This window comes from Exiguobacterium profundum (genome assembly GCF_001909285.1).
GTDB lineage: Bacteria > Bacillota > Bacilli > Exiguobacteriales > Exiguobacteriaceae > Exiguobacterium > Exiguobacterium profundum.
On the sequence record NZ_MRSV01000001.1, the window covers coordinates 217,834 to 236,071 of the forward strand.

17 protein-coding genes and 1 pseudogene are annotated in these 18,238 nt (G+C 47.2%); 9 read left to right on the top strand and 9 right to left on the bottom strand.

Annotated elements, in window-relative coordinates; genetic code table 11:
- Positions 1–175 precede the first annotated feature (175 nt).
- Positions 176–1,582, top strand: a pseudogene (locus BBB58_RS15595) (HAMP domain-containing sensor histidine kinase).
- 33 nt (positions 1,583–1,615) lie between these two features.
- Here BBB58_RS15595 and BBB58_RS01260 read toward each other — a convergent pair.
- Complete coding sequence (locus BBB58_RS01260) at positions 1,616–2,413, bottom strand: glucose 1-dehydrogenase (RefSeq protein ID WP_015880438.1); 798 nt, start codon at positions 2,411–2,413, stop codon at positions 1,616–1,618.
- A gap of 189 nt (positions 2,414–2,602) precedes the next feature.
- On the opposite strand from BBB58_RS01260, the gene BBB58_RS01265 reads away from it, so the two are divergent.
- Together BBB58_RS01265 and BBB58_RS01270 are read left to right on the top strand one after the other, a co-directional pair.
- Positions 2,603–3,925: a hemolysin family protein gene (locus BBB58_RS01265; RefSeq protein ID WP_074035003.1), complete on the top strand. Its 1,323-nt coding sequence runs from the start codon at positions 2,603–2,605 to the stop codon at positions 3,923–3,925.
- 199 nt (positions 3,926–4,124) lie between these two features.
- Positions 4,125–5,117, top strand: coding sequence for a 5'-3' exonuclease (locus tag BBB58_RS01270; protein ID WP_074035004.1), 993 nt, complete (start codon positions 4,125–4,127; stop codon positions 5,115–5,117).
- Positions 5,118–5,130: 13 nt separating this feature from the next.
- Here BBB58_RS01270 and BBB58_RS01275 read toward each other — a convergent pair whose 3' ends face one another.
- On the bottom strand, positions 5,131–5,934 hold the full coding sequence (locus BBB58_RS01275; RefSeq protein ID WP_074035005.1) for a VOC family protein: 804 nt from the start codon (positions 5,932–5,934) through the stop codon (positions 5,131–5,133).
- 106 nt (positions 5,935–6,040) lie between these two features.
- On the opposite strand from BBB58_RS01275, the gene BBB58_RS01280 reads away from it, so the two are divergent.
- Together BBB58_RS01280 and BBB58_RS01285 are read left to right on the top strand one after the other, a co-directional pair.
- Positions 6,041–6,367, top strand: coding sequence for a winged helix-turn-helix transcriptional regulator (locus tag BBB58_RS01280; RefSeq protein ID WP_015880434.1), 327 nt, complete (start codon positions 6,041–6,043; stop codon positions 6,365–6,367).
- Positions 6,368–6,430: 63 nt separating this feature from the next.
- Positions 6,431–7,438 carry a S66 family peptidase gene (locus tag BBB58_RS01285; RefSeq protein ID WP_074035007.1) on the top strand — a complete coding sequence of 336 codons (1,008 nt, stop codon included), beginning with the start codon at positions 6,431–6,433 and terminating at the stop codon, positions 7,436–7,438.
- Between the two features lie 4 nt (positions 7,439–7,442).
- Here BBB58_RS01285 and BBB58_RS01290 read toward each other — a convergent pair whose 3' ends face one another.
- Complete coding sequence (locus BBB58_RS01290) at positions 7,443–8,633, bottom strand: helix-turn-helix domain-containing protein (protein WP_074035010.1); 1,191 nt, start codon at positions 8,631–8,633, stop codon at positions 7,443–7,445.
- Between the two features lie 109 nt (positions 8,634–8,742).
- Between BBB58_RS01290 and BBB58_RS01295 the strand changes: the two genes are divergently transcribed.
- Positions 8,743–9,996: an MFS transporter gene (locus BBB58_RS01295; protein WP_074035011.1), complete on the top strand. Its 1,254-nt coding sequence runs from the start codon at positions 8,743–8,745 to the stop codon at positions 9,994–9,996.
- A 21-nt stretch (positions 9,997–10,017) separates the two neighbouring features.
- On the opposite strand, the gene BBB58_RS01300 is transcribed toward BBB58_RS01295, so the two are convergent.
- The 4 genes from BBB58_RS01300 to BBB58_RS01315 form a co-directional block, all read right to left on the bottom strand.
- A complete protein-coding gene (locus tag BBB58_RS01300) occupies positions 10,018–10,314 on the bottom strand; it encodes a DUF3817 domain-containing protein (protein ID WP_074035012.1) in 297 nt (98 codons plus the stop codon).
- Between the two features lie 80 nt (positions 10,315–10,394).
- The gene (locus BBB58_RS01305; protein WP_074035013.1) at positions 10,395–10,901 is read right to left on the bottom strand and encodes a DoxX family membrane protein; all 507 of its coding nucleotides are present in this window, start codon (positions 10,899–10,901) and stop codon (positions 10,395–10,397) included.
- A 183-nt stretch (positions 10,902–11,084) separates the two neighbouring features.
- Positions 11,085–11,498 carry a pyridoxamine 5'-phosphate oxidase family protein gene (locus tag BBB58_RS01310; protein WP_143180203.1) on the bottom strand — a complete coding sequence of 138 codons (414 nt, stop codon included), beginning with the start codon at positions 11,496–11,498 and terminating at the stop codon, positions 11,085–11,087.
- Between the two features lie 117 nt (positions 11,499–11,615).
- A complete protein-coding gene (locus BBB58_RS01315) occupies positions 11,616–11,816 on the bottom strand; it encodes a cold-shock protein (protein ID WP_015880427.1) in 201 nt (66 codons plus the stop codon).
- A gap of 261 nt (positions 11,817–12,077) precedes the next feature.
- On the opposite strand from BBB58_RS01315, the gene BBB58_RS01320 reads away from it, so the two are divergent.
- Positions 12,078–13,676, top strand: coding sequence for a glycoside hydrolase family 55 protein (locus tag BBB58_RS01320; protein ID WP_074035018.1), 1,599 nt, complete (start codon positions 12,078–12,080; stop codon positions 13,674–13,676).
- Here the strand turns inward: BBB58_RS01320 and BBB58_RS01325 are convergent.
- Positions 13,640–14,146 (bottom strand): flavodoxin domain-containing protein, encoded by a 507-nt coding sequence (locus tag BBB58_RS01325; RefSeq protein WP_074035020.1) that lies wholly within the window; start codon positions 14,144–14,146, stop codon positions 13,640–13,642. The genes BBB58_RS01320 and BBB58_RS01325 overlap by 37 nt on opposite strands.
- A 103-nt stretch (positions 14,147–14,249) precedes the next feature.
- On the bottom strand, positions 14,250–15,899 hold the full coding sequence (locus BBB58_RS01330; RefSeq protein ID WP_074035022.1) for a glycoside hydrolase family 13 protein: 1,650 nt from the start codon (positions 15,897–15,899) through the stop codon (positions 14,250–14,252).
- 124 nt (positions 15,900–16,023) lie between these two features.
- Between BBB58_RS01330 and BBB58_RS01335 the strand changes: the two genes are divergently transcribed.
- Both BBB58_RS01335 and BBB58_RS01340 read left to right on the top strand, forming a co-directional pair.
- On the top strand, positions 16,024–16,848 hold the full coding sequence (locus tag BBB58_RS01335; RefSeq protein WP_074035024.1) for an AraC family transcriptional regulator: 825 nt from the start codon (positions 16,024–16,026) through the stop codon (positions 16,846–16,848).
- Between the two features lie 39 nt (positions 16,849–16,887).
- Positions 16,888–18,228, top strand: coding sequence for a copper amine oxidase (locus BBB58_RS01340; RefSeq protein ID WP_074035026.1), 1,341 nt, complete (start codon positions 16,888–16,890; stop codon positions 18,226–18,228).
- Positions 18,229–18,238: the final 10 nt, after the last annotated feature.

The following is an 18,238-nucleotide window of genomic DNA, read 5'->3' on the forward strand; positions in this document are numbered from 1 at the left end:
TGTCATGCCGAGCCTCGAACGTTATGTAGCAGGAAAACGGGACGGTAGTGTAACCGAACCCTTCTTAAAGATGCCGACGCTCGGGAAAGTGAATCCTCAAAAAGACCCACCGGCAGATCGTAAATTCAAAATCAATTCGAAAAGTGCCGCGGATATGAGTGCGAGCATCGTCGATATGGAGAGCGTCTTCACGGAATACCGGAACTCACTGAACGCAGAAGAGGATGGGCTCCGTGCTCAGCTTGCGACCCATACGAAGTGGGCACAAGCTCTTTGGCTCCTCTCTTTACTCGGTGTTCTCTTCATTCTCTTTATCGTCGCCCGTCCATATGTGAGACGCTTAACTGGTCAACTGCAGGAGTTGATCGAAAACAGTAAGCGCCTTGCCGGAGAACGACAGCCAATCACACCGGCGGCAGCCCAATCTAAAAATGAAGTCGGGCAATTGACAACATCGTTCCGACAGATGGCTACATCTCTCACGACACAACGCTATCGGATTGAAGAAGAACGTGAGAAGACAGCGCGCCTTCTGCACTCGATTCGCGATGCCGTCATCTATGTCGAACACGCAACAAGTGAGAAAGTAGCGAACCAAGCGTTGTTTGTCTTATTCAATCAACCAATTACGAAGCGAAATGAAGTCGATTTATATCGTTTAGACGCTAGCCTTGAGGAGCTCGGACTGCAGGTCGATCAAAAGGATGCCTTTTTCGCGTTCATGGAACGTTCATTCGATGGACAGTGTAAAGAAGAGAGCGTCACGTTCTCGATGAATCAGGAAGAGCGCTTCATTCAAATGTATGCGGAGAAGATTTACTTGCGAGGAACACGTCATGGAACGATGCTCGTTTTCCGTGACGTGACGCACGAGACCGAAGTCGACCGTCTGAAAACCGAACTCGTTTCGACCGTCTCTCACGAACTCCGGACTCCGCTCACAAGTATCATTGGATTCACTGAACTCCTTCGTTTCCGAAAGCTTTCATCTGAACGTTCCGAAAAATATTTAGGAATGATTCATCAAGAGACATTGCGTCTTGAAGACTTGATTTCGAACTTGCTCGATGTACAACGGATGGAGTCTGGACAACAGACGTACCATAACGAACCAGAGCGTCTGTCCGCTATTCTTGAGCAAGCGATCTCGGTGCATCAAGGCTCAAGCCAACATCATCACATCACGTTTGATTGCACGGAAGACGTCTATGTATACGGAGACCGGACGCGACTCAATCAACTCTTCATGAACCTACTGCACAACGCTGTGAAGTATTCGCCTCGTGGTGGCGAAATCCATGTCCGTGTCACATGTGAACGACCGGATTGGATTGACATTTCAATTGAAGATCACGGTATCGGGATTCCCCAAACCGCGCTACCAAAATTGTTTGACAAGTTTTATCGCGTCGACAATTAAGCCAGTCGAAAAATCGGAGGGACCGGTCTCGGTCTCGCAATCTGTAAAGAAATCGCTGAAGGTCACGGTGGAACGATTCACGCTACCTCAAACATCGGCAAAGGCTCCATTTTCACTGTCAGCCTTCCCAAGTCGGATATGACCAATCAAATGAGTAGCTAAACGAAAAGAGGGTGCATCATCGCACCCTCTTGTTTATTGGACTTTGTTCTCTGGACCAAATGACGGATAGAGCGAAAGCCCACCGTCCGCAAAGATGGTTGTCCCCGTCACATAGGACGACTCATCCGACGCGAGCCAAGCGGCAACGGCTGCGATTTGTTCCGGCTTCCCGATGACGTGAGATGGGATGAGCGCTTCTAATCCCTTCTTCTCTTCCGGGTCGCTCATCGTCTCTTCGTTGATTGGTGTATCAATCGCCCCAGGTGCGATTGCATTGACACGAATATGGTTCGGTGCATACTCGAGTGCGACGGATTTCGTGAACATTTTCACGCCACCCTTGCTGGCTGCGTAATGTGTATAACCTGGACGCGGGATGACTTCGTGAACAGAAGACATATTGATGATGTTCCCCTCGATTTCATGCTCCACGAAGTATTTTAAAGCAGCACGGACACCAAGGAACGTCCCGTTCAAGTTGACATCGATAATCTGCTTCCAGTTATCAAACTCCATCTCATGCGTTTTTGCCTCGACTTGAACGCCGGCGTTATTCACGAAAATATCCATCTTTCCAAACTCAGAGATGGCTTTCTCAATCATCTTCTCCGCGAGTCCTTCTTCCGCGACGTCCCCTTTCACGGCGACGGCTTTCCCACCAGCTGCCTCGATGCCACGGATGACTTCCTCCATCTCTTTTTCACTGCTGCGGTAATTCAGGACAACGCTCATCCCTTCTTTTGCGTAACGTTCCCCGATGGCACGACCGAGCCCCTTCGAGCTGCCCGTGATGACCGCGACCTTACCTTTTAACTCTGGATAGTTTGCCATGTCAATTCCTCCTTCATCTTCTCGGGTTTAGTTCCCGCATTCCCCTCTTCATGAAACATGATTGGCTGCATTTTGAATATTTGAAACAAATCAACTATACTGAAACAAACTATTCGTTTTCAGGAAACGCCTGAAAGACGTTTGATCTTATACTCAATGGAGGTGACTCCCCGATTTTAGGGGGAATTGTTGGACAGTCCCATGTTACTCAGCTTACTCGTCGTCGCACTTTTAATCTTTTTGACTGCCTTTTTTGTGGCAGCCGAATTTTCAATTGTGAAAGTGCGTGGCGCTCGACTCGACCAGCTCGTGCTCGAAGGAAATAAGAGAGAAGTCAGCGCGAAAAAAGTCATCGAGAATATCGACGACTCCCTTTCTGCCTCTCAGTTCGGAATCACGCTTTCTGCACTCGGTCTTGGGTGGATTGGTGCCGATCAAATCGAAACGTATATCCACACATTGGTCGAACAATTGAACATATCGCCTTCTCTCGTGACATTCTTGTCGTTTCTGATCGCCTTCTTATTGATTGCGTTCGTCCATGTCGTCATCGGTGAACTCGTGCCAAAGACACTTGCAGTACATGAAGCGGAAAAACTGACGCTCCTCGTCGCACGTCCGCTCTACGTCTTCACAAAAATTTTCTATCCGTTTATTCGGGCCTTGAACAGTATGGCTCGAATCACACTTCGCTTATTCGGGGTACAGACGACAGCGCAAGAAACGGCACACTCGGAAGAAGAACTGAAAATCATCATGACGGAAAGTTTCCGTAGCGGTGAGATCAATGAAAACGAGTTGGCTTATGTACAAAATATCTTCTCCTTTGACGAACGGATCGCCAAAGATGCCATGGTCCCACGAATGAACATGGTGACAATCGATGAAGAAGATACGATTGAAGAAATCATTGCCGTTGTCGAAGAGCATCAGTATACACGCTATCCCGTCACACGAGATGGCGATCGCGATGACGTTCTCGGATTCGTGAATGCGAAACAGCTCTTCACTGCTCAACTTTCAAAAAATGATGCACCGTTCGAGTCGTTCATTCATCAATTGCCGCTCGTCACCGAGTTCACGCCACTTCAAGAAGCGATGGTGAAAATGCAAAACGCGCAGACGATGATGTGTCTCGTCATCGATGAGTACGGCGGGACGGCAGGACTGTTGACGATTGAAGACATTTTAGAAGAAATCGTCGGCGAGATTCGAGACGAGTTCGATCGAGACGAACAGGCTGAAATTACAGAAGTCGCTCCGAAACATTATCGCCTTTCGGGACTCGTTTTAACGCAAGAACTCGAAGAGCGGTTCGGCATCGAAATCGAAGATGACGTCGATACGGTCGGTGGATTCGTTTTATCACAAAAAGCGAATGCCCGAACAGGCGAGCGCTTCCTTTTACCTGGCAACCATGAACTGATTGTCAGTGAAGTCGATAACCACCGCATCGTCTTTGTCGACTTGATTCTCGCCTCTCACGAAGAGGAAGAACCATTATCTGAATGATGCTTTCTTTAAACCCTTCTCCGAAATATGGAGAAGGGTTTTTCACGTTTGCACCGAACTGTCGCTATATTTTCGCCTCTTCCCGTGATATACTGCACATATGTTGCTTATTTGAGTGTCACCCACTCAATGACACAACATCACCGAAACATGGCGAGATGTTCGGTTTAAACAGAAAGAAATAGAAAGAAGGTTACGCATGGAACGCAAACTATTTTTGATTGACGGTAACTCCATGCTGGCCAGTGCTTATTATGGTGCCGCCGCGAGCAGAACGAAAAAAGGACGCGAGGTATCTAAAAACGATCGGAGTGCCGTCATCGGAATGACCGGCCTCATCCGGACGATTCTACGCAGACATCGTCCGACTCATTTTGTCGTTGTTTGGGACGTCTCACGTGAAACATTATGGCGTCGAGAACTGTACCCAGGCTACAAACGTCGCAGACGTCAAACACCGCCTGAATTAAAAGCGCAGATGGAACTCATGCGCCAACTGCTTGAGGATAGTGGAATCCCACAATTCCAAGTAGAAGGGTATGAAGGGGAAGACTTGATTGCCCACATCGCCCGTAAATTCAGTTGCAGTGCCCCTGTCGTCATCATGACAAAAGACAAAGACTTGTTACAGCTTGTCAGTCCACGAATCACCGTTTGGTTACAGACACAGGAGCTTCAGCAAATGCAGGCTCGCTGTGACATTCGTGATAATCGTCCGTTGCCACTCAAGCGTCATTTAGAAATTCGACCAGAAGAGATTGCGGCGCTATACGAAGGATTGAAACCGAAGCAACTGTCAGCCGTCAAAGCGTTGACAGGAGACCGTTCTGACGGAATCCCTCCAGTTGCCGGGCTCGACGAAAGCCAATCGGTTCAACTCATCAAACGATTCGGTTCGCTCGATAAGCTGTATTCTGCCTTGAGAATCAAGGGTGAAAAACGACAACAAGTAAATGAAACGATCGCGGCACTGACGTCAGAGGAGGTGCCCCGTAACTTGAGACGAACACGCAAAAAAGCAGAGCGCAATATGGAGCTCGTTCGCCTCGATGTCACGGTGCCGGCACTTGAACATTTGAAGCTAGCTCACCTTGAGCTCAGCCTCAATCCTAAACGAGTCGAGCAAGCGTATCAAAAACGCGGACTTCGTCTCTCGTTTAACGCAGGTCAGAAGAAAACATCCGCACGTTAAAAAGAACGAACGCTCAAGCGTTCGTTCTTTTAATATGCACGGTAATCCCGTCTTCATCGGTCAACGACCATTCAGACGATGTTCCGCCTAACGCCTGGTTCGTCTCTTCATTGACGAGAAGCGTCCATGCTTCGATTCCGGTCTCCATTCCCACAGGATCGCTCGGACGGGCCCACACGTTCGTTCCGATGTGATGGTGGTAGCCATCAGCTGCTAGGAAAAGTGCGCCTGGATAAGAATCCGTCGTAATGGAGAAGCCAAGCCGATCATGATAAAAACGTTTCGCCGCCTCGATTGAGCGTACTTTAAAATGCACGTGCCCCATCATCGTTCCGATCGGTAAACCAGTAAACGACCGATTGGCTGCCGCTTGAAGCATCGATTCATAGTCGACAGGCTCGGTCGCCATTTTCACATGGCCGTTTGCCTCGTACGTCCATTGGTCCTTCGGGCGGTCGGCATACAATTCAATCCCGTTTCCTTCTGGATCGCTCAAGTAGAAGGCTTCACTCACGAGATGGTCGCCTTGCCCCACTTCGATGCGTCGCTCAATGAGATGTGCCAACATGCTTCCTAACTCTACACGGTTCGGGAACAGAATAGCTAAATGGAACAAGCCTGCCGCCCGTGGATTGGTTTTCGCTTGCGGGACACTGTGCAAGATGACAAGCGGACGTTCCTTCGTACCGAGTGTAATGAGCTCTTCGCTCTCTTCTAAAATACTCATCCCAATCACGTCTACGTAAAATCGTGTCACCTGTTCAATGTCACGGACTCGAAGCGTTACCGGACCGAGTTCGATTTTTTTTTTTTTCATATATTATCACCTCACCTTCACTATACCCGCTCGGTCGATGTTACAGAAAAAGGCACAAAAAGGTGGTATAGTTACTTCAACGATACTATTGGAAAGGAAGAGCGACGTGACTAACATAACAAGCTGTGAAGTCGATACGGCACTCGAACTGATTACAGGAAAATGGAAACATTCCATCCTCCTCGTGTTGATCAATGGAGATACATTGCGTTTCAGTGAGTTGAAACGCGCGTTACCAAAAATCAGCCAAAAGATATTGACCGCACAACTCCGCGACTTAGAAGAACAGGATATCGTCATCCGGACCGTCTATCCAGAAGTTCCACCACGTGTCGATTATCGCTTAAGTGAGTACGGGAAAACACTGATTCCGATTCTCGAAGCGATGAACGAATGGGGAATGCGTCATGCCGAACGGATGCGCTCTAATTAGTTGTCCACATGTGGATAACCCATTTTTTCTACTGAACATATCACTTATCCACAGGAGGTTGTCATGATTCGTTATCCACAGTTAACCGGTCATCAAATTGGTGTCACCGCCCCTTCGTCAGGTATACCAGAAGAACTGCACCATCTATTGCATCAAGCGGAACATAAGTTTTCCAATCGAGGGTTCACATTGCAATTCACTCCGAATGCGTGGAAACAACGATTTGGGAAGTCCGCTCCGGCTCGAGTCCGTGCACATGAACTGACATCTCTACTTCAAGATGACAATGTCGACTTGATTGTTCCGCCCTGGGGTGGGGAACTCTTAATGGAAATCCTCGATCACATCGAGTGGCAGTCCTTGTCCGCAAAATGGATGCTCGGTTATTCGGATACGAGTCTATTACTTTTTGTGTATACGCTAAAAACCGGAATCGCCTCCGCCCACGGTCCAAACTTAGTCGACTTGCGTGCCGATATGTGGGACGAGACGAGTTCACGCTGGCTCGATGTATTGTCGACGCGGACCGACGAAACGGTCATCCAACGCTCGTCCGAGAAGTTCCAAAACGAATGGCAGCATGATAATCCGACGCCACATCTGTTTCATCTGACGGAGACGACCGAATGGAAAGCGAACGGTGGGCAAAAAGCGACAGGTCGATTGCTTGGTGGATGTCTCGATGTGCTCTTACATACAATTGGGACGCCATATGGAGACGTCAAGACGTTCCAACATAATCACCTGAACAATGAACCGATCCTTTGGTACTTTGAGAATGCCGAGATGAACGTCCCCGCATTAAAAAGGACCCTCCTTCAAATGAAGTGGGCCGGTTGGTTCGATCATACGTCTGGTATTCTATTCGGACGGAGTGATGCCCCCTCTGTACATCAAGACTATACGGTCGAGATGGTGTATGAGGAGCTTCATCACATGTTAGAAGTTCCTATTTTTTTCGACATCGACTGCGGACACGTTCCTCCTCAGATGACACTCGTCAACGGGGCTCACGCTTCTGTGCAGGTCGAGTATGGCAAAGGGACATTGATTCAAACGTTCAAGGGCTGATGCGTCAGCCCTTGATTTGTTGTAGCAACGTTTCTAAACGTTTGCGAAACAGACCTTGCGGGAACTCTGCTACTTGTTCTTCGATGACCGGTACCCAGTCGTCTCCGCATCCGTTCAGTGTTCCCCTTAATAAACCTTCGTAGTAAATCGCGATATCGACTAAGCTATGTGTTTTCCACTCATCTCTGTTTTCCCATAATGCCAATAAACACTCTCTTCCCATTTCCGTTTCCCCTCGAAAAGCGTAGTACACACCTTTCGCCATCGAAATCGCTGCTATAAATGGTTCGACATCTGTCGTGAGAGATTCCATCAATTTGATGTTCTTTCCTAATAGTTTGACATGTCGATATTCCATCGCATAGAGCGCTTCAGAAAGTGCCACTTTGATTTCAGCCAAACGATCTTCCGTGAATTGAATATATTGCTTCGCCTTTTGTAACGACTCATGAATTTTCTTCTCATCGTTCAAATAGAGCGCGCAAATCGAAATGGTGCGATACACGTCGTCCGCACGGTAGTAGATTCTTGTCCGTGTCATATACTCGAGCACGTCTTCAAGCTGTCGAATTGCCCCTTCTAAATCCTCATCACAAAGAAGATTCTTAAATACAATTAACATGGCATATTCAGTTCGTGTCTTTGTTTTCATATATTTTGCATCAAGTAGTTCTATCGCTTCAATCCGTTCAATCGATTCCTCGTAGCGGTTCCACATCAATAAATAATAAGCCTGGCTAATTCGTCCCATCGCCAATTCTTCGGACTCACCTAGCTTCTCAAAAATCTCAATCGCGCGGTCATAGTAAGCTAGTACTCTCTCATTCTCGCCCTCTTGAAAGTACGTATCACCGTACAGCATATATGCTTTTCCTTGCCACACGGAGTTCATTTCTTCCTGTAAGTAAGGCTTGAGCATTTCCCGAATTTTTTGATCCGGTAGTGAAATGAGTTGCATCTCCTCAAATTCTAGCTTTTCCACCAGCGACTGTAGTTCGACCTCTTTTGGATCGGTCAATAACTGTTGCATCGAGACATCTAATCGACTGGCAAGTTCTCGTAAACTGCGCATCGATGCCTCTGCTTTTCCGTTCTCAATCATACTGAGCATCGATTTTGTGACAATCCCTTCCGCCAGCTGCGTCTGAGTCATTTTTTTTTTTTTTCGCAATGCTTTAATGCGCTCACCAATCATATGTCACCTCTAAAAGTTAAATTATATTGAACTTTATATTTACAATTCACTTCGTTGCCTTTATGATAATGTTAAATCACATTTAACTAATTTGCAAAGGAGTGTTTCTATGAAGTTTCTCTCTTCAAATCTATCAATTTTACTGCTCGGTAAATTCATGTCGTTATTCGCATCCAACTTATTTACGTTTGTGGCGGGACTCATGGTGTTGACGACGACCGGATCTGGGCTCCAATTCGCCTTCGTTCTCCTCGCAGGTACATTACCCCGTGTGCTTCTATCCCCATTCGCCGGCGCTTATGCAGACAAACTTGACCGAAAGCGAGTCATCATTAGGATGGAGTCTTTGAACGGAGGATTATTTTTACTCGCAGGTGTTGGAAGCTTACTTTGGACGTTTGAAGCACCCGCTTTTTACGTCATCACATTCTTCTTAGCGATCGTTTCCACTTTCTTATCGGTCACGTTATCAAGTTCGATTCCTCTTTTATTTGAGGAAGATGAACTGCAACGCGCCAACTCTCTCATTCAAAGTATCATCTCCATCTCAAGCATCGGTACCCCGCTTCTTGCCGGGGCACTGTTTAAGCTTATACCGATTCCTGTCTTTTTTTTTAGTTCTGCTCTATTCTTTATGATTGCCGCACTTCTCGCCTCTCGACTTAAATTTCATCAGAAAGAGGTCGCACCCACCGAACAATCGACTTGGGAAGACGTACGGTCCGGTCTGTCTTACTTGAAACAACAAAGAGTCTTGTGGACAGTTGCTGTCCTCGCCGCATTTTTGAACTTCTTCTTCGTCGCATCGGAAGTGTTGTTCCCGATTGCAGCGTTACAGGAAGTCGGTGTGTCCCCGTTTCAATTCGGACTCCTTGAAAGCATGGTCGCCATTGGTTTTTTAGTCGCTTCCTTACTTCATGCCTTACCGTTATTCAAAATCAAACATCGCTTAGCAACGATGCGATCCGCTTTGACCATTCTTAGTATCCTGTTCGTCGGACCTGCCATTCCATTATATTTTAACTTCAACGTCCTCACGTCGATATTCTTTTTCGCGACATTCGCTTTATTGAGTGGTTTCTTGATTGTGCGTGTCAACATCCCGATTCAATTGTTCCTCCAAACGAATACGGATCCAAACTATTTAGGACGCGTGATTGGGGTACTCGAATCACTCGCGATGGGAATTACACCGATTGGCTTTATCCTATTCGGGGTATTGAGCGACCTCGTCTCGGTTGCCCATCTCTACACCGCTTGTATGGTGGGTCTACTCATCTGTACGTTCGTCCTTACGTACCGAATCCGGCATGACATCCAAGCAGAACGAGATGCAGCCCAGTCAATGGAACGTGTATCGTAACGAAAAAAGACATCGAACGAATCAGTTCGATGTCTTCTCTGTTGACGGGAGTACCCGTTTTTCTAATAAAAATGGTCCGAATGGGATAACCGATGCCGTGACAGCAAGTGTCAAAACTTTGAATCCCCAGCGCAAGCGCCATGCCATATACATCGCTGCGAGCACGTAGGCCACAAATAAGAAACCATGTGCTGCACCTACGATACTGACCGCGAGTGGAATGCCGGCCATATATTTCAACGGCATCGCGATGAACAGTAACAACAAGAAGGATACACCTTCTGTGTAGCCAAGCCATTTAAAATGAGTCGTAGTCATATGCGTTCTCCTTTATTTCTGTAGGCTATGTCTATCGTAGCCGAAACGTGAGAGGTTTGTCACAAGAGAACGCATAAAAGTTACGAGGCTATTTGACGATTTGGTGAACGATGTAACACTTTCGTGTCGACAAAGCGGCGAAGGAACAACCCGTCGACCCCAATTTTTCCAGCGTTATGACCGGCAACTAAAATCAAGACAGATACGATCAACATCGTTGGGTTCGTACTGACTGTTCCTGATAGTAAGAACGCCATGTTCATGACAAGTCCGAAGAACGCTGCGCTACGTGTGAGGGCACCGAGCAATAATCCTAAGCCTACCAAGAATTCCCCGTAAGGAATCAGGACATCGAATAGCCCGGCGTTTGGAATCGCAAAGTTTTCTAGGAATGCAGCCCACCATCCAGCAACGGCCGGATGTTCTCCAGAAGCGAGTGACACCGCATTGTTTAAGAATCCTTCTGTTCCAAAACCTCCCGTGATTTTACCCCAACCTGCCGTTAACCAATGATAACCGAGCCATACACGTAACACCGTCAAGATCGCTGTAGCGATGTTATGATTTTGCCAAAATTTCGTGAACATCATAATTCCTCCCTTTCAAGAAGTTAAATAAATGTATAATGTGATTACATTCACAATATACCATTCATGTTCACTATTTCACATATGTATTTTCCTTTGTTCATGATTCGTCCATATGTACGCCATATTCTATTCACAATCATCCACAAAAAAAGACACCTGATTTAGGTGTCTTAGAAGAGATTATAGTGTCACTTCTTGTGGTGGTTGACCTTTCTTGTTCATCACGCGCATCGATTCCGGTTCGATTTTAAGGATCACAAGCTTTGGATCGTCCGGACCATCGAACCATCCTTCAAGTTTCTCATTCCATACTTTCTCTTTCATCGATTCATCATCCGACACGGTCGCTTTACCGAGGATTTCTAAGTAAGTGTCGCCCACACCATCTCCATCGTAGCCGATTAAAATATGCGTATATGGATTCTTTTCTAGTTCTTCTACTTTATCTGTATCGTTAGAGGTTGCTGTGTAGAGTGTGAAATCATCATGGAAAAATGTCATATATCGACTGTGGGGTTTCACCTTATACACGGTCGCCATCGTCCCGACATTGCTACCCTCTAGAATTTTTAACGCTGTGTCTTTTGCACTCATTCCAAATTCCTCCTTCATGATTTGTCGCTCGTATACTGTTCCCTCAAACTATGAGATAAAAAACAAAAAAACCTGCTCGCCGATGCGAGCAGGTATCATATTCCTTAGAAAGGAAGATTAGATTTTTTCAACGTTAGAAGCTTGTGGTCCACGAGCTCCGTCAGTGATTTCGAAAGTTACTTCTTGGCCTTCTTCAAGTGTTTTGAAGCCGTCGCCTTGGATTGCTGAGAAGTGTACGAATACGTCGTCTCCGCCTTCCATTTCGATGAAGCCGTAACCTTTTTCTGAGTTAAACCATTTTACTTTACCTGTGTTCATGAATGAACCCTCCTGAAATAAACGCTATGCGTTATAGTAGTGCCTTACTAGAAAAAACATAAACAAAAAAAATACAAGCCTCTGGATTATCTAATGAAAAATAATCCCAAGCACTTGTGAATTATGATTCCAGCTATTCTTAATTAAGCACATATTGAATATAACACGACTAGATGTTTCTGTCTAGTAAATACTTCTGATTGCTAAAAAACAAGGTGAAACGGGTACATGCTAGAGAAGATGATGCTAGGAGGATTTATTATGAAAAACGTAAAGGACACACAATCAATCGCATCGATGATTGCCTCTTATTCCGATTGGTCGGAAGAAGACCTCATCCAGCAATCACTTGAATGGCACCGTGCTACACGGGAAGCTTCTTACTTCGAGCAACAACAATCTCTCCCGTGTCGAATCCCATTGACGGAACGGATCACCCCTGTCCGCACGTCCTTTCCGCTCGAGCAAGTCGACGGCATCGTTCGTCCCGTCTGGATGCGTCGGCTCGATGCCGAATATTTGAATTTACTGCAGACGACGAAACAACGTGTTGATGTGACGGACTATGGTGCTATCGGAGATGGAAAAACGGATTGTACCCTCGCCTTTCGACTCGCCATCCGTTCTAACCGTCGTGTCTTTGTCCCAGCAGGCGTTTATATCGTTCGGGGGATTCGTCTGCCTTCCAACTGCGTGCTCGAAGGTGCCGGACAAGACGTCACGATTCTCAAACTGTCCGACCATGCACCAAAGCATCGACGATTGCTACGAAACGCCACCCCTTTTGCAGGAAATCATCATATCGAGGTTTGTCACCTGACGCTCGATTGGAATGTCGCACGATTAGGCGATGTGAAACGGACGACGAGCGGTGACACGACATCGAGCGCCTTGACGTTTGCCCATGTGACATATGGATGGGTGCATCATGTGACGGCTAAAAATGCTGGGCTCCATGCGTTCGACATCACGTCTCCGCACTATCATTACTTAGGGGACGGGCTTCGCGCGGCAAACGGGAGCCGATATATCCATCTCGATCATCTCGAGGCGATGAATTATGGGGATGACGGAATCACCACACACCATAGTGATGCCATTTATATTACCAACTGCTATTGTCATCATCCTCACGGTCGAACACACGCCTTAGGGTTCTCAAACTCAAATGGGATTGAGATTGATGACGGTTCGCGGCACGTCACACTCGTTCACAATAGAACGGAAGGCTGCTTTGGAGGCATCGAAGTAAAAGCACATGGGACCTCATCTGCCGCACACGACGTTCATATCTTCGGCCATCTTTCGGTGCATGACAATCGTTCATTTAACTTCCGTCACATCGGTCATCATTTAGCAGACGATCCGAACTCAGAGACAGCCCGCTTCCTATCAGGCACAAACTTAGTGTCCGTCGAGCCGGTTCACAGTTCACTCTATACAAAATCCTCACCACGAAGCCTGGTTGTATCGGCCTATCAGGACGTCTTGATTCATGGTTTGACTGCAATCGGCGACCCGACCTACGATTACGAACAACATCCGGCACTTGCGATCCAATACAAATCGAGACGCGTTCAACTGAAACGAATCGCCGTGCGCGGGTTTACCACAGCCCGAGCCGACCTCGAACTATTTGGGGGAGATAACCGCACCGATGAAGTGACTATCGATGCCTTACGATGCCAAGAATCTGCACCTATCGCTCTAAAAATCGGTCGTCACCTCGAACACCTTGCTCTTCATCAGATAAAAAAGAAGAAAAAAAGCGGAGATGTACTCATCTCCACGAAAAGCCCGATTGATGTGCATGATTTACTCGCTCAAGGATTTTCAGACCGGGTGCGCTCAGACGTTTGAGCGGCTTCCACGAGTTGATTCAGTTTGGCATCGTCGAGTTGAAGTGAACTCTCTTTTTTTTTTTCCATCATGCGAACGATTGCTTTGTCTAAAAAGCCCATTCGTTCAAAGTCGTACCCGCTCCCGACGACCTCGACGAAATAGGCATGTTCGCGCAGCGTGTCACGATAGGCTTCTTCTAGCTCGCGAATCCGTTCCGACTCTGTCGGTGTCCCGGCACACAAATATAAAGCGAGGGGATGCTCAAGCAAGTGTGCTTCGTGAAGCGTCAACCATTCCTTCATCTCGTCTTGGATCGTGCCCATTCGAATTGAGCTCCCGACGATGACGTGATCTACCATCTCCCACGTGACGTTCGGCTCTTCTACGATATTTTGGACACGAACGTCACCCGATAGACGTTCGGCGAGTAAAGCCGCCACTTTTTTTCTCGTTCCATATCTGGAAGAGTACGCGATTAAAGTACCCATGTCGTTCCCTCTTTTCATGTCAGACGTTACTTACACTATTCCCGAATCATCGAGAGAAGATACGTATGCACTTAAAAAAGCTCGCCGTCTGGCGAGCTTTTCGTCACAGTTTATACACTTGTGCTTCATAAGGACGAAGGGTGAACGCTTCTATCGGTTCCATGTTTCCGATGACACGTTCTTTCACGTCATATGGTAGCTCTCGTTGTTGTGTCTCGTCGGAGAAGTTACAGAGTACGAGCCATGTCTCACCTTCGAATGAACGTGTGAATGCATAGACCGCCTCATCTTCCGGTAACAACAGCTCATACTTTCCGTAGACGACGAGCGGTTTCGCTTTACGGAGCGCAATCAACTGACGGTAGTAATGGAAGAGTGAATTCGGATCTTTCCTTGCCGCTTCCGCATTGATGTCAACAAAGTTCGGGTTGACCTCGATCCATGGCGTCCCTGTCGTAAATCCACCATGTGCTTCGTCTGACCACTGTACCGGTGTACGTGAATTGTCACGTCCTCGCTCATGGATGCCACGGAAAATCTCGTCGTGCGTTAACAACCCTTTGGATGTGTAGTCACGGTAGGCGTTCAACGTCTCAATATCTCGGTACTGATCGATTGATTCAAACGCGACGTTCGTCATGCCGAACTCTTCTCCTTGATAAATGTAAGGCGTCCCTTTCAATAGATGAAGAAGTGTCGCGAGCATCTTCCCGGAACGAACGCGATATTCAGGCGAATCGTTTCCAAAGCGTGAGATGGCACGGGGCTGGTCATGGTTACTCCAGTACAGGCTGTTCCATCCTTCCTCTTCGAGCCCTTCTTGCCAACGCGAGAAGATTGTCTTTAACTCAGTCAACTTCCAGTCTGTCGGATTCCACTTCCCGAAGCTTCCGTTCCCGACGTCCACATGTTCAAAATGAAAGACCATGTTCAGTTCGTTGCGGTCTTCACCCGTATAAAGTTTGGCTTCCTCCACACTGACCCCTGGCATCTCCCCTACCGTGATTGTGTCGTATTTCGATAAGACTTCCCGATTCATCTCCTGCATGAATTCATGGATGCGTGGTCCGTTAAAGAAGAATGGTGTACCGTCACCGAACCCTGTTCCTTGCGTTTGACCATCTGGATAGCTCGGATTTTTTGAGATCATATTGATAACGTCCATCCGGAACCCGTCGACCCCTTTATCGAGCCAATATGTCATGAGGTCATACACTTCACGACGAAGCGTCTCGCTTTCCCAGTTCAAATCCGGTTGTTTCTTACTGAAGAGATGGAGGTAGTACTCATCGCTTGCCTCATCATACTGCCAAGCACTGCCTCCGAAGAAAGCCCCCCAGTTCGTCGGTGGCTGACCGTCCTTCCCTTTTTTCCAAATGTAATAGTCACGATATGGGCTGTCTTTTGAAGAACGCGACTCCATGAACCATTGGTGTTCGTCAGAAGAATGGTTGACGACGAGGTCCATCATGATTTTAATCCCGTGACGGTGTGCTTCTTCAAGCATCGCATCAAAGTCATCCATCGTACCAAACTCGTCCATGATGGCACGGTAATCACGAATATCGTATCCGTTATCGTCGTTCGGTGAATCGTATACCGGTGAGAGCCAGATGACGTCGATCCCGAGTTCTGCCAAGTATGACATCTTCTCCGTGATTCCTTGGATGTCGCCAATCCCATCTCCGTTTGAGTCATTGAAGCTACGTGGATAAATTTGATATACGACCGCTTCTTTCCACCATTGTTTCATGTTATGTCCTCCTTGAAGTTCGTTTTCCGTTTCAACGCTTTCATCGTACTGCCTCCAAGGAATCATGACCATCCATGATATGATTAAGATATGTACAATCTTGCTATTAAAAGAGGAGATTATTATGGAAATCGGCTTTTGTGGCTATTCATACCATACAACGACTTATACTTTTCCATTTGCTAATCGACTCGATACGTATCTGATTCGCTTACAAACGGCAGGAACGGCTCGGATTGTGGTCAATGGGGAAACGATGATCACACGACCTGGTGACGTATTGATTGTTCGTCCGGGTGACTTCTATGAAATGCATGTCGATACACCCGCGAGCGGAGACTATCATATCTTCTGTACCGGGCATTCAATCGATACATGGTGGCATGCGACTCCACGGGAGCGACTATATGCCATCACTATCGATTCTCGCCTACTCTCACTATGGCAACACATTACGGAAGAAGTGCGCCGTCCACCGTCTGAACAAAGTGCCGTTTTAATTGAAACACTCGTTCAAGCACTTCTGCTCATGCTCGATCGTTCGATTCAAGATGTGCATTCCCATGCGCGACCTCCAGTCGTCTCTCGTATGATGCGCTTTATCGAAGCGCACGTCACGAGTGACTTCAAAGTTTCAGACGTCGCCGACGCCGTCGGACTCAGCGTTTCACGGACCGTTCATCTCTTTAAAGAAGGGACCGGGATGACAATCATCGAATATGCACAATCGATTCGCTTACAGCTTGCCGAAGAGCAAATGCGCTATACAAAACATTCGTTAGAAACGATAGCGGAACTGTCTGGATTTCGAAGTTACCCATATTTCCACAGAATTTTTAAACGAAAATATGGCGTCGCACCAGGGGTTTATCGTACTCTTCAACAAAAAAAAAAAAAAAATAAAAAAAGAGTGATCCATTTTTTGATCTGCTCCGTTAGATGGGTGTAAATAACGACAACACTCACTTACGAAAAGGAGCGATTACCCATGAAGAAGAAGACGTTAAACAAAATCGTAGCACCGGCACTAGCCTTAGGACTACTCGTACCAGTCAACGCACAGGCAGCGGATCACACACCGACAGCAAGCACACCAGCAGGTGACCTTCGCGCCACACTCGATCAACTCTTATCTGAGCATTACGTGTTAGCCGTCACATCGATGATGAAAGGATATGACGAGGCGGCAGATGCTGAGGTCGCGGATCAAGCTCTCGATCAAAACGCGCTCGACATGACACCAGCCATCGCTTCCATCTACGGTGAAGAAGGCGCTGCACAATTTGAAGAAATCTTCCGTGGTCACAACGACTACTCAGCTGATTTCGTAGAAGCAGCAAAATCAGACAACCAGGAACTACGCATGGAAGCTGAAGCGGAAGTCGATGAGTTCGTAGAAGAATTCTCAACATTCCTCGACGCAGCGACGGAAGGCAACTTACCGAAGGACGCAGCAGCTGATGCACTCGAACTTCATGAAGACCAAGTCCTCTCTGTATTCGATAACTACGTCGAAGGAGATTACGAAGAAGCTTACATGACGTTCCGTGAAGGCTACAAGCACATGTTCAACATCAGTAAAGCTCTCTCGGGTGCAATCGTCACACAAATGCCTGACAAATTTACGACTGGAGCAGACACACCAGCTGTTGAACTCCGCTCAACATTGAACAGTCTTGCAGGTGAACACTTCGCCCTCGCTGCAATCGGTATGCAAAAAGGGTACGACCAAGCAGAGGACTATGACTACGTGACATGGGCAGAAGACCAGAACACACTCGACTTCAAAGCAGCCATCGCATCCGTATATGGTGACGAAGGTGCAGCACAATTCGAGAAAGTATGGAACTCAGATCACATCACAGCACAAGGTGACATCGTTGCCGCTACACTCGAAGGTGACGAAGCGATGATTGAAGATGCGCGTATGCGCCTCGACACATTCGCTGTCGACTTCAGCACATTCCTCGATGCAGCAACAGAAGGTAACTTACCACAAGCTGCCGGTGAAGAAGCAATCAAACAGCACGAAGCGCTCGTACTCGACACATTCGATCAATATGTCGCTGGCGATGCAGAAGCGGCTTGGATGTCATTCCGTGAAGGATATGCGTTCATGTTCGGTGTTGGTGAAACACTCGGTAACGCGATCGTGACACAAATGCCTGACAAGTTCGAAGAAACAATGATGCCTGAAGAGATGCCTGAAACAGGTCTCGGTGGTGCACAAGAACAATCAATGAACACTCTCTACGCTGGATTAGCTGTACTTGGCGGAATCTTACTCGCCTTCGTAACGCTTCGCAAACGTAAAGTATCTGAACAATAATCAATAAGGA

What these genes read in the sequence shown, in the direction of transcription:
- BBB58_RS01260 (WP_015880438.1), bottom strand. Translation starts at nt 2,413, where the DNA reads ATGGCAAACTATCCAGAGTTAAAAGGTAAGGTCGCGGTCATCACGGGC.
- BBB58_RS01270 (WP_074035004.1), top strand. Translation starts at nt 4,125, where the DNA reads ATGGAACGCAAACTATTTTTGATTGACGGTAACTCCATGCTGGCCAGT.
- BBB58_RS01275 (WP_074035005.1), bottom strand. Translation starts at nt 5,934, where the DNA reads ATGAAAAAAAAAAAAATCGAACTCGGTCCGGTAACGCTTCGAGTCCGT.
- BBB58_RS01285 (WP_074035007.1), top strand. Translation starts at nt 6,431, where the DNA reads ATGATTCGTTATCCACAGTTAACCGGTCATCAAATTGGTGTCACCGCC.
- BBB58_RS01290 (WP_074035010.1), bottom strand. Translation starts at nt 8,633, where the DNA reads ATGATTGGTGAGCGCATTAAAGCATTGCGAAAAAAAAAAAAAATGACT.
- BBB58_RS01295 (WP_074035011.1), top strand. Translation starts at nt 8,743, where the DNA reads ATGAAGTTTCTCTCTTCAAATCTATCAATTTTACTGCTCGGTAAATTC.
- BBB58_RS01300 (WP_074035012.1), bottom strand. Translation starts at nt 10,314, where the DNA reads ATGACTACGACTCATTTTAAATGGCTTGGCTACACAGAAGGTGTATCC.
- BBB58_RS01305 (WP_074035013.1), bottom strand. Translation starts at nt 10,901, where the DNA reads ATGTTCACGAAATTTTGGCAAAATCATAACATCGCTACAGCGATCTTG.
- BBB58_RS01310 (WP_143180203.1), bottom strand. Translation starts at nt 11,498, where the DNA reads ATGAGTGCAAAAGACACAGCGTTAAAAATTCTAGAGGGTAGCAATGTC.
- BBB58_RS01315 (WP_015880427.1), bottom strand. Translation starts at nt 11,816, where the DNA reads ATGAACACAGGTAAAGTAAAATGGTTTAACTCAGAAAAAGGTTACGGC.
- BBB58_RS01320 (WP_074035018.1), top strand. Translation starts at nt 12,078, where the DNA reads ATGAAAAACGTAAAGGACACACAATCAATCGCATCGATGATTGCCTCT.
- BBB58_RS01325 (WP_074035020.1), bottom strand. Translation starts at nt 14,146, where the DNA reads ATGGGTACTTTAATCGCGTACTCTTCCAGATATGGAACGAGAAAAAAA.
- BBB58_RS01330 (WP_074035022.1), bottom strand. Translation starts at nt 15,899, where the DNA reads ATGAAACAATGGTGGAAAGAAGCGGTCGTATATCAAATTTATCCACGT.
- BBB58_RS01335 (WP_074035024.1), top strand. Translation starts at nt 16,024, where the DNA reads ATGGAAATCGGCTTTTGTGGCTATTCATACCATACAACGACTTATACT.
- BBB58_RS01340 (WP_074035026.1), top strand. Translation starts at nt 16,888, where the DNA reads ATGAAGAAGAAGACGTTAAACAAAATCGTAGCACCGGCACTAGCCTTA.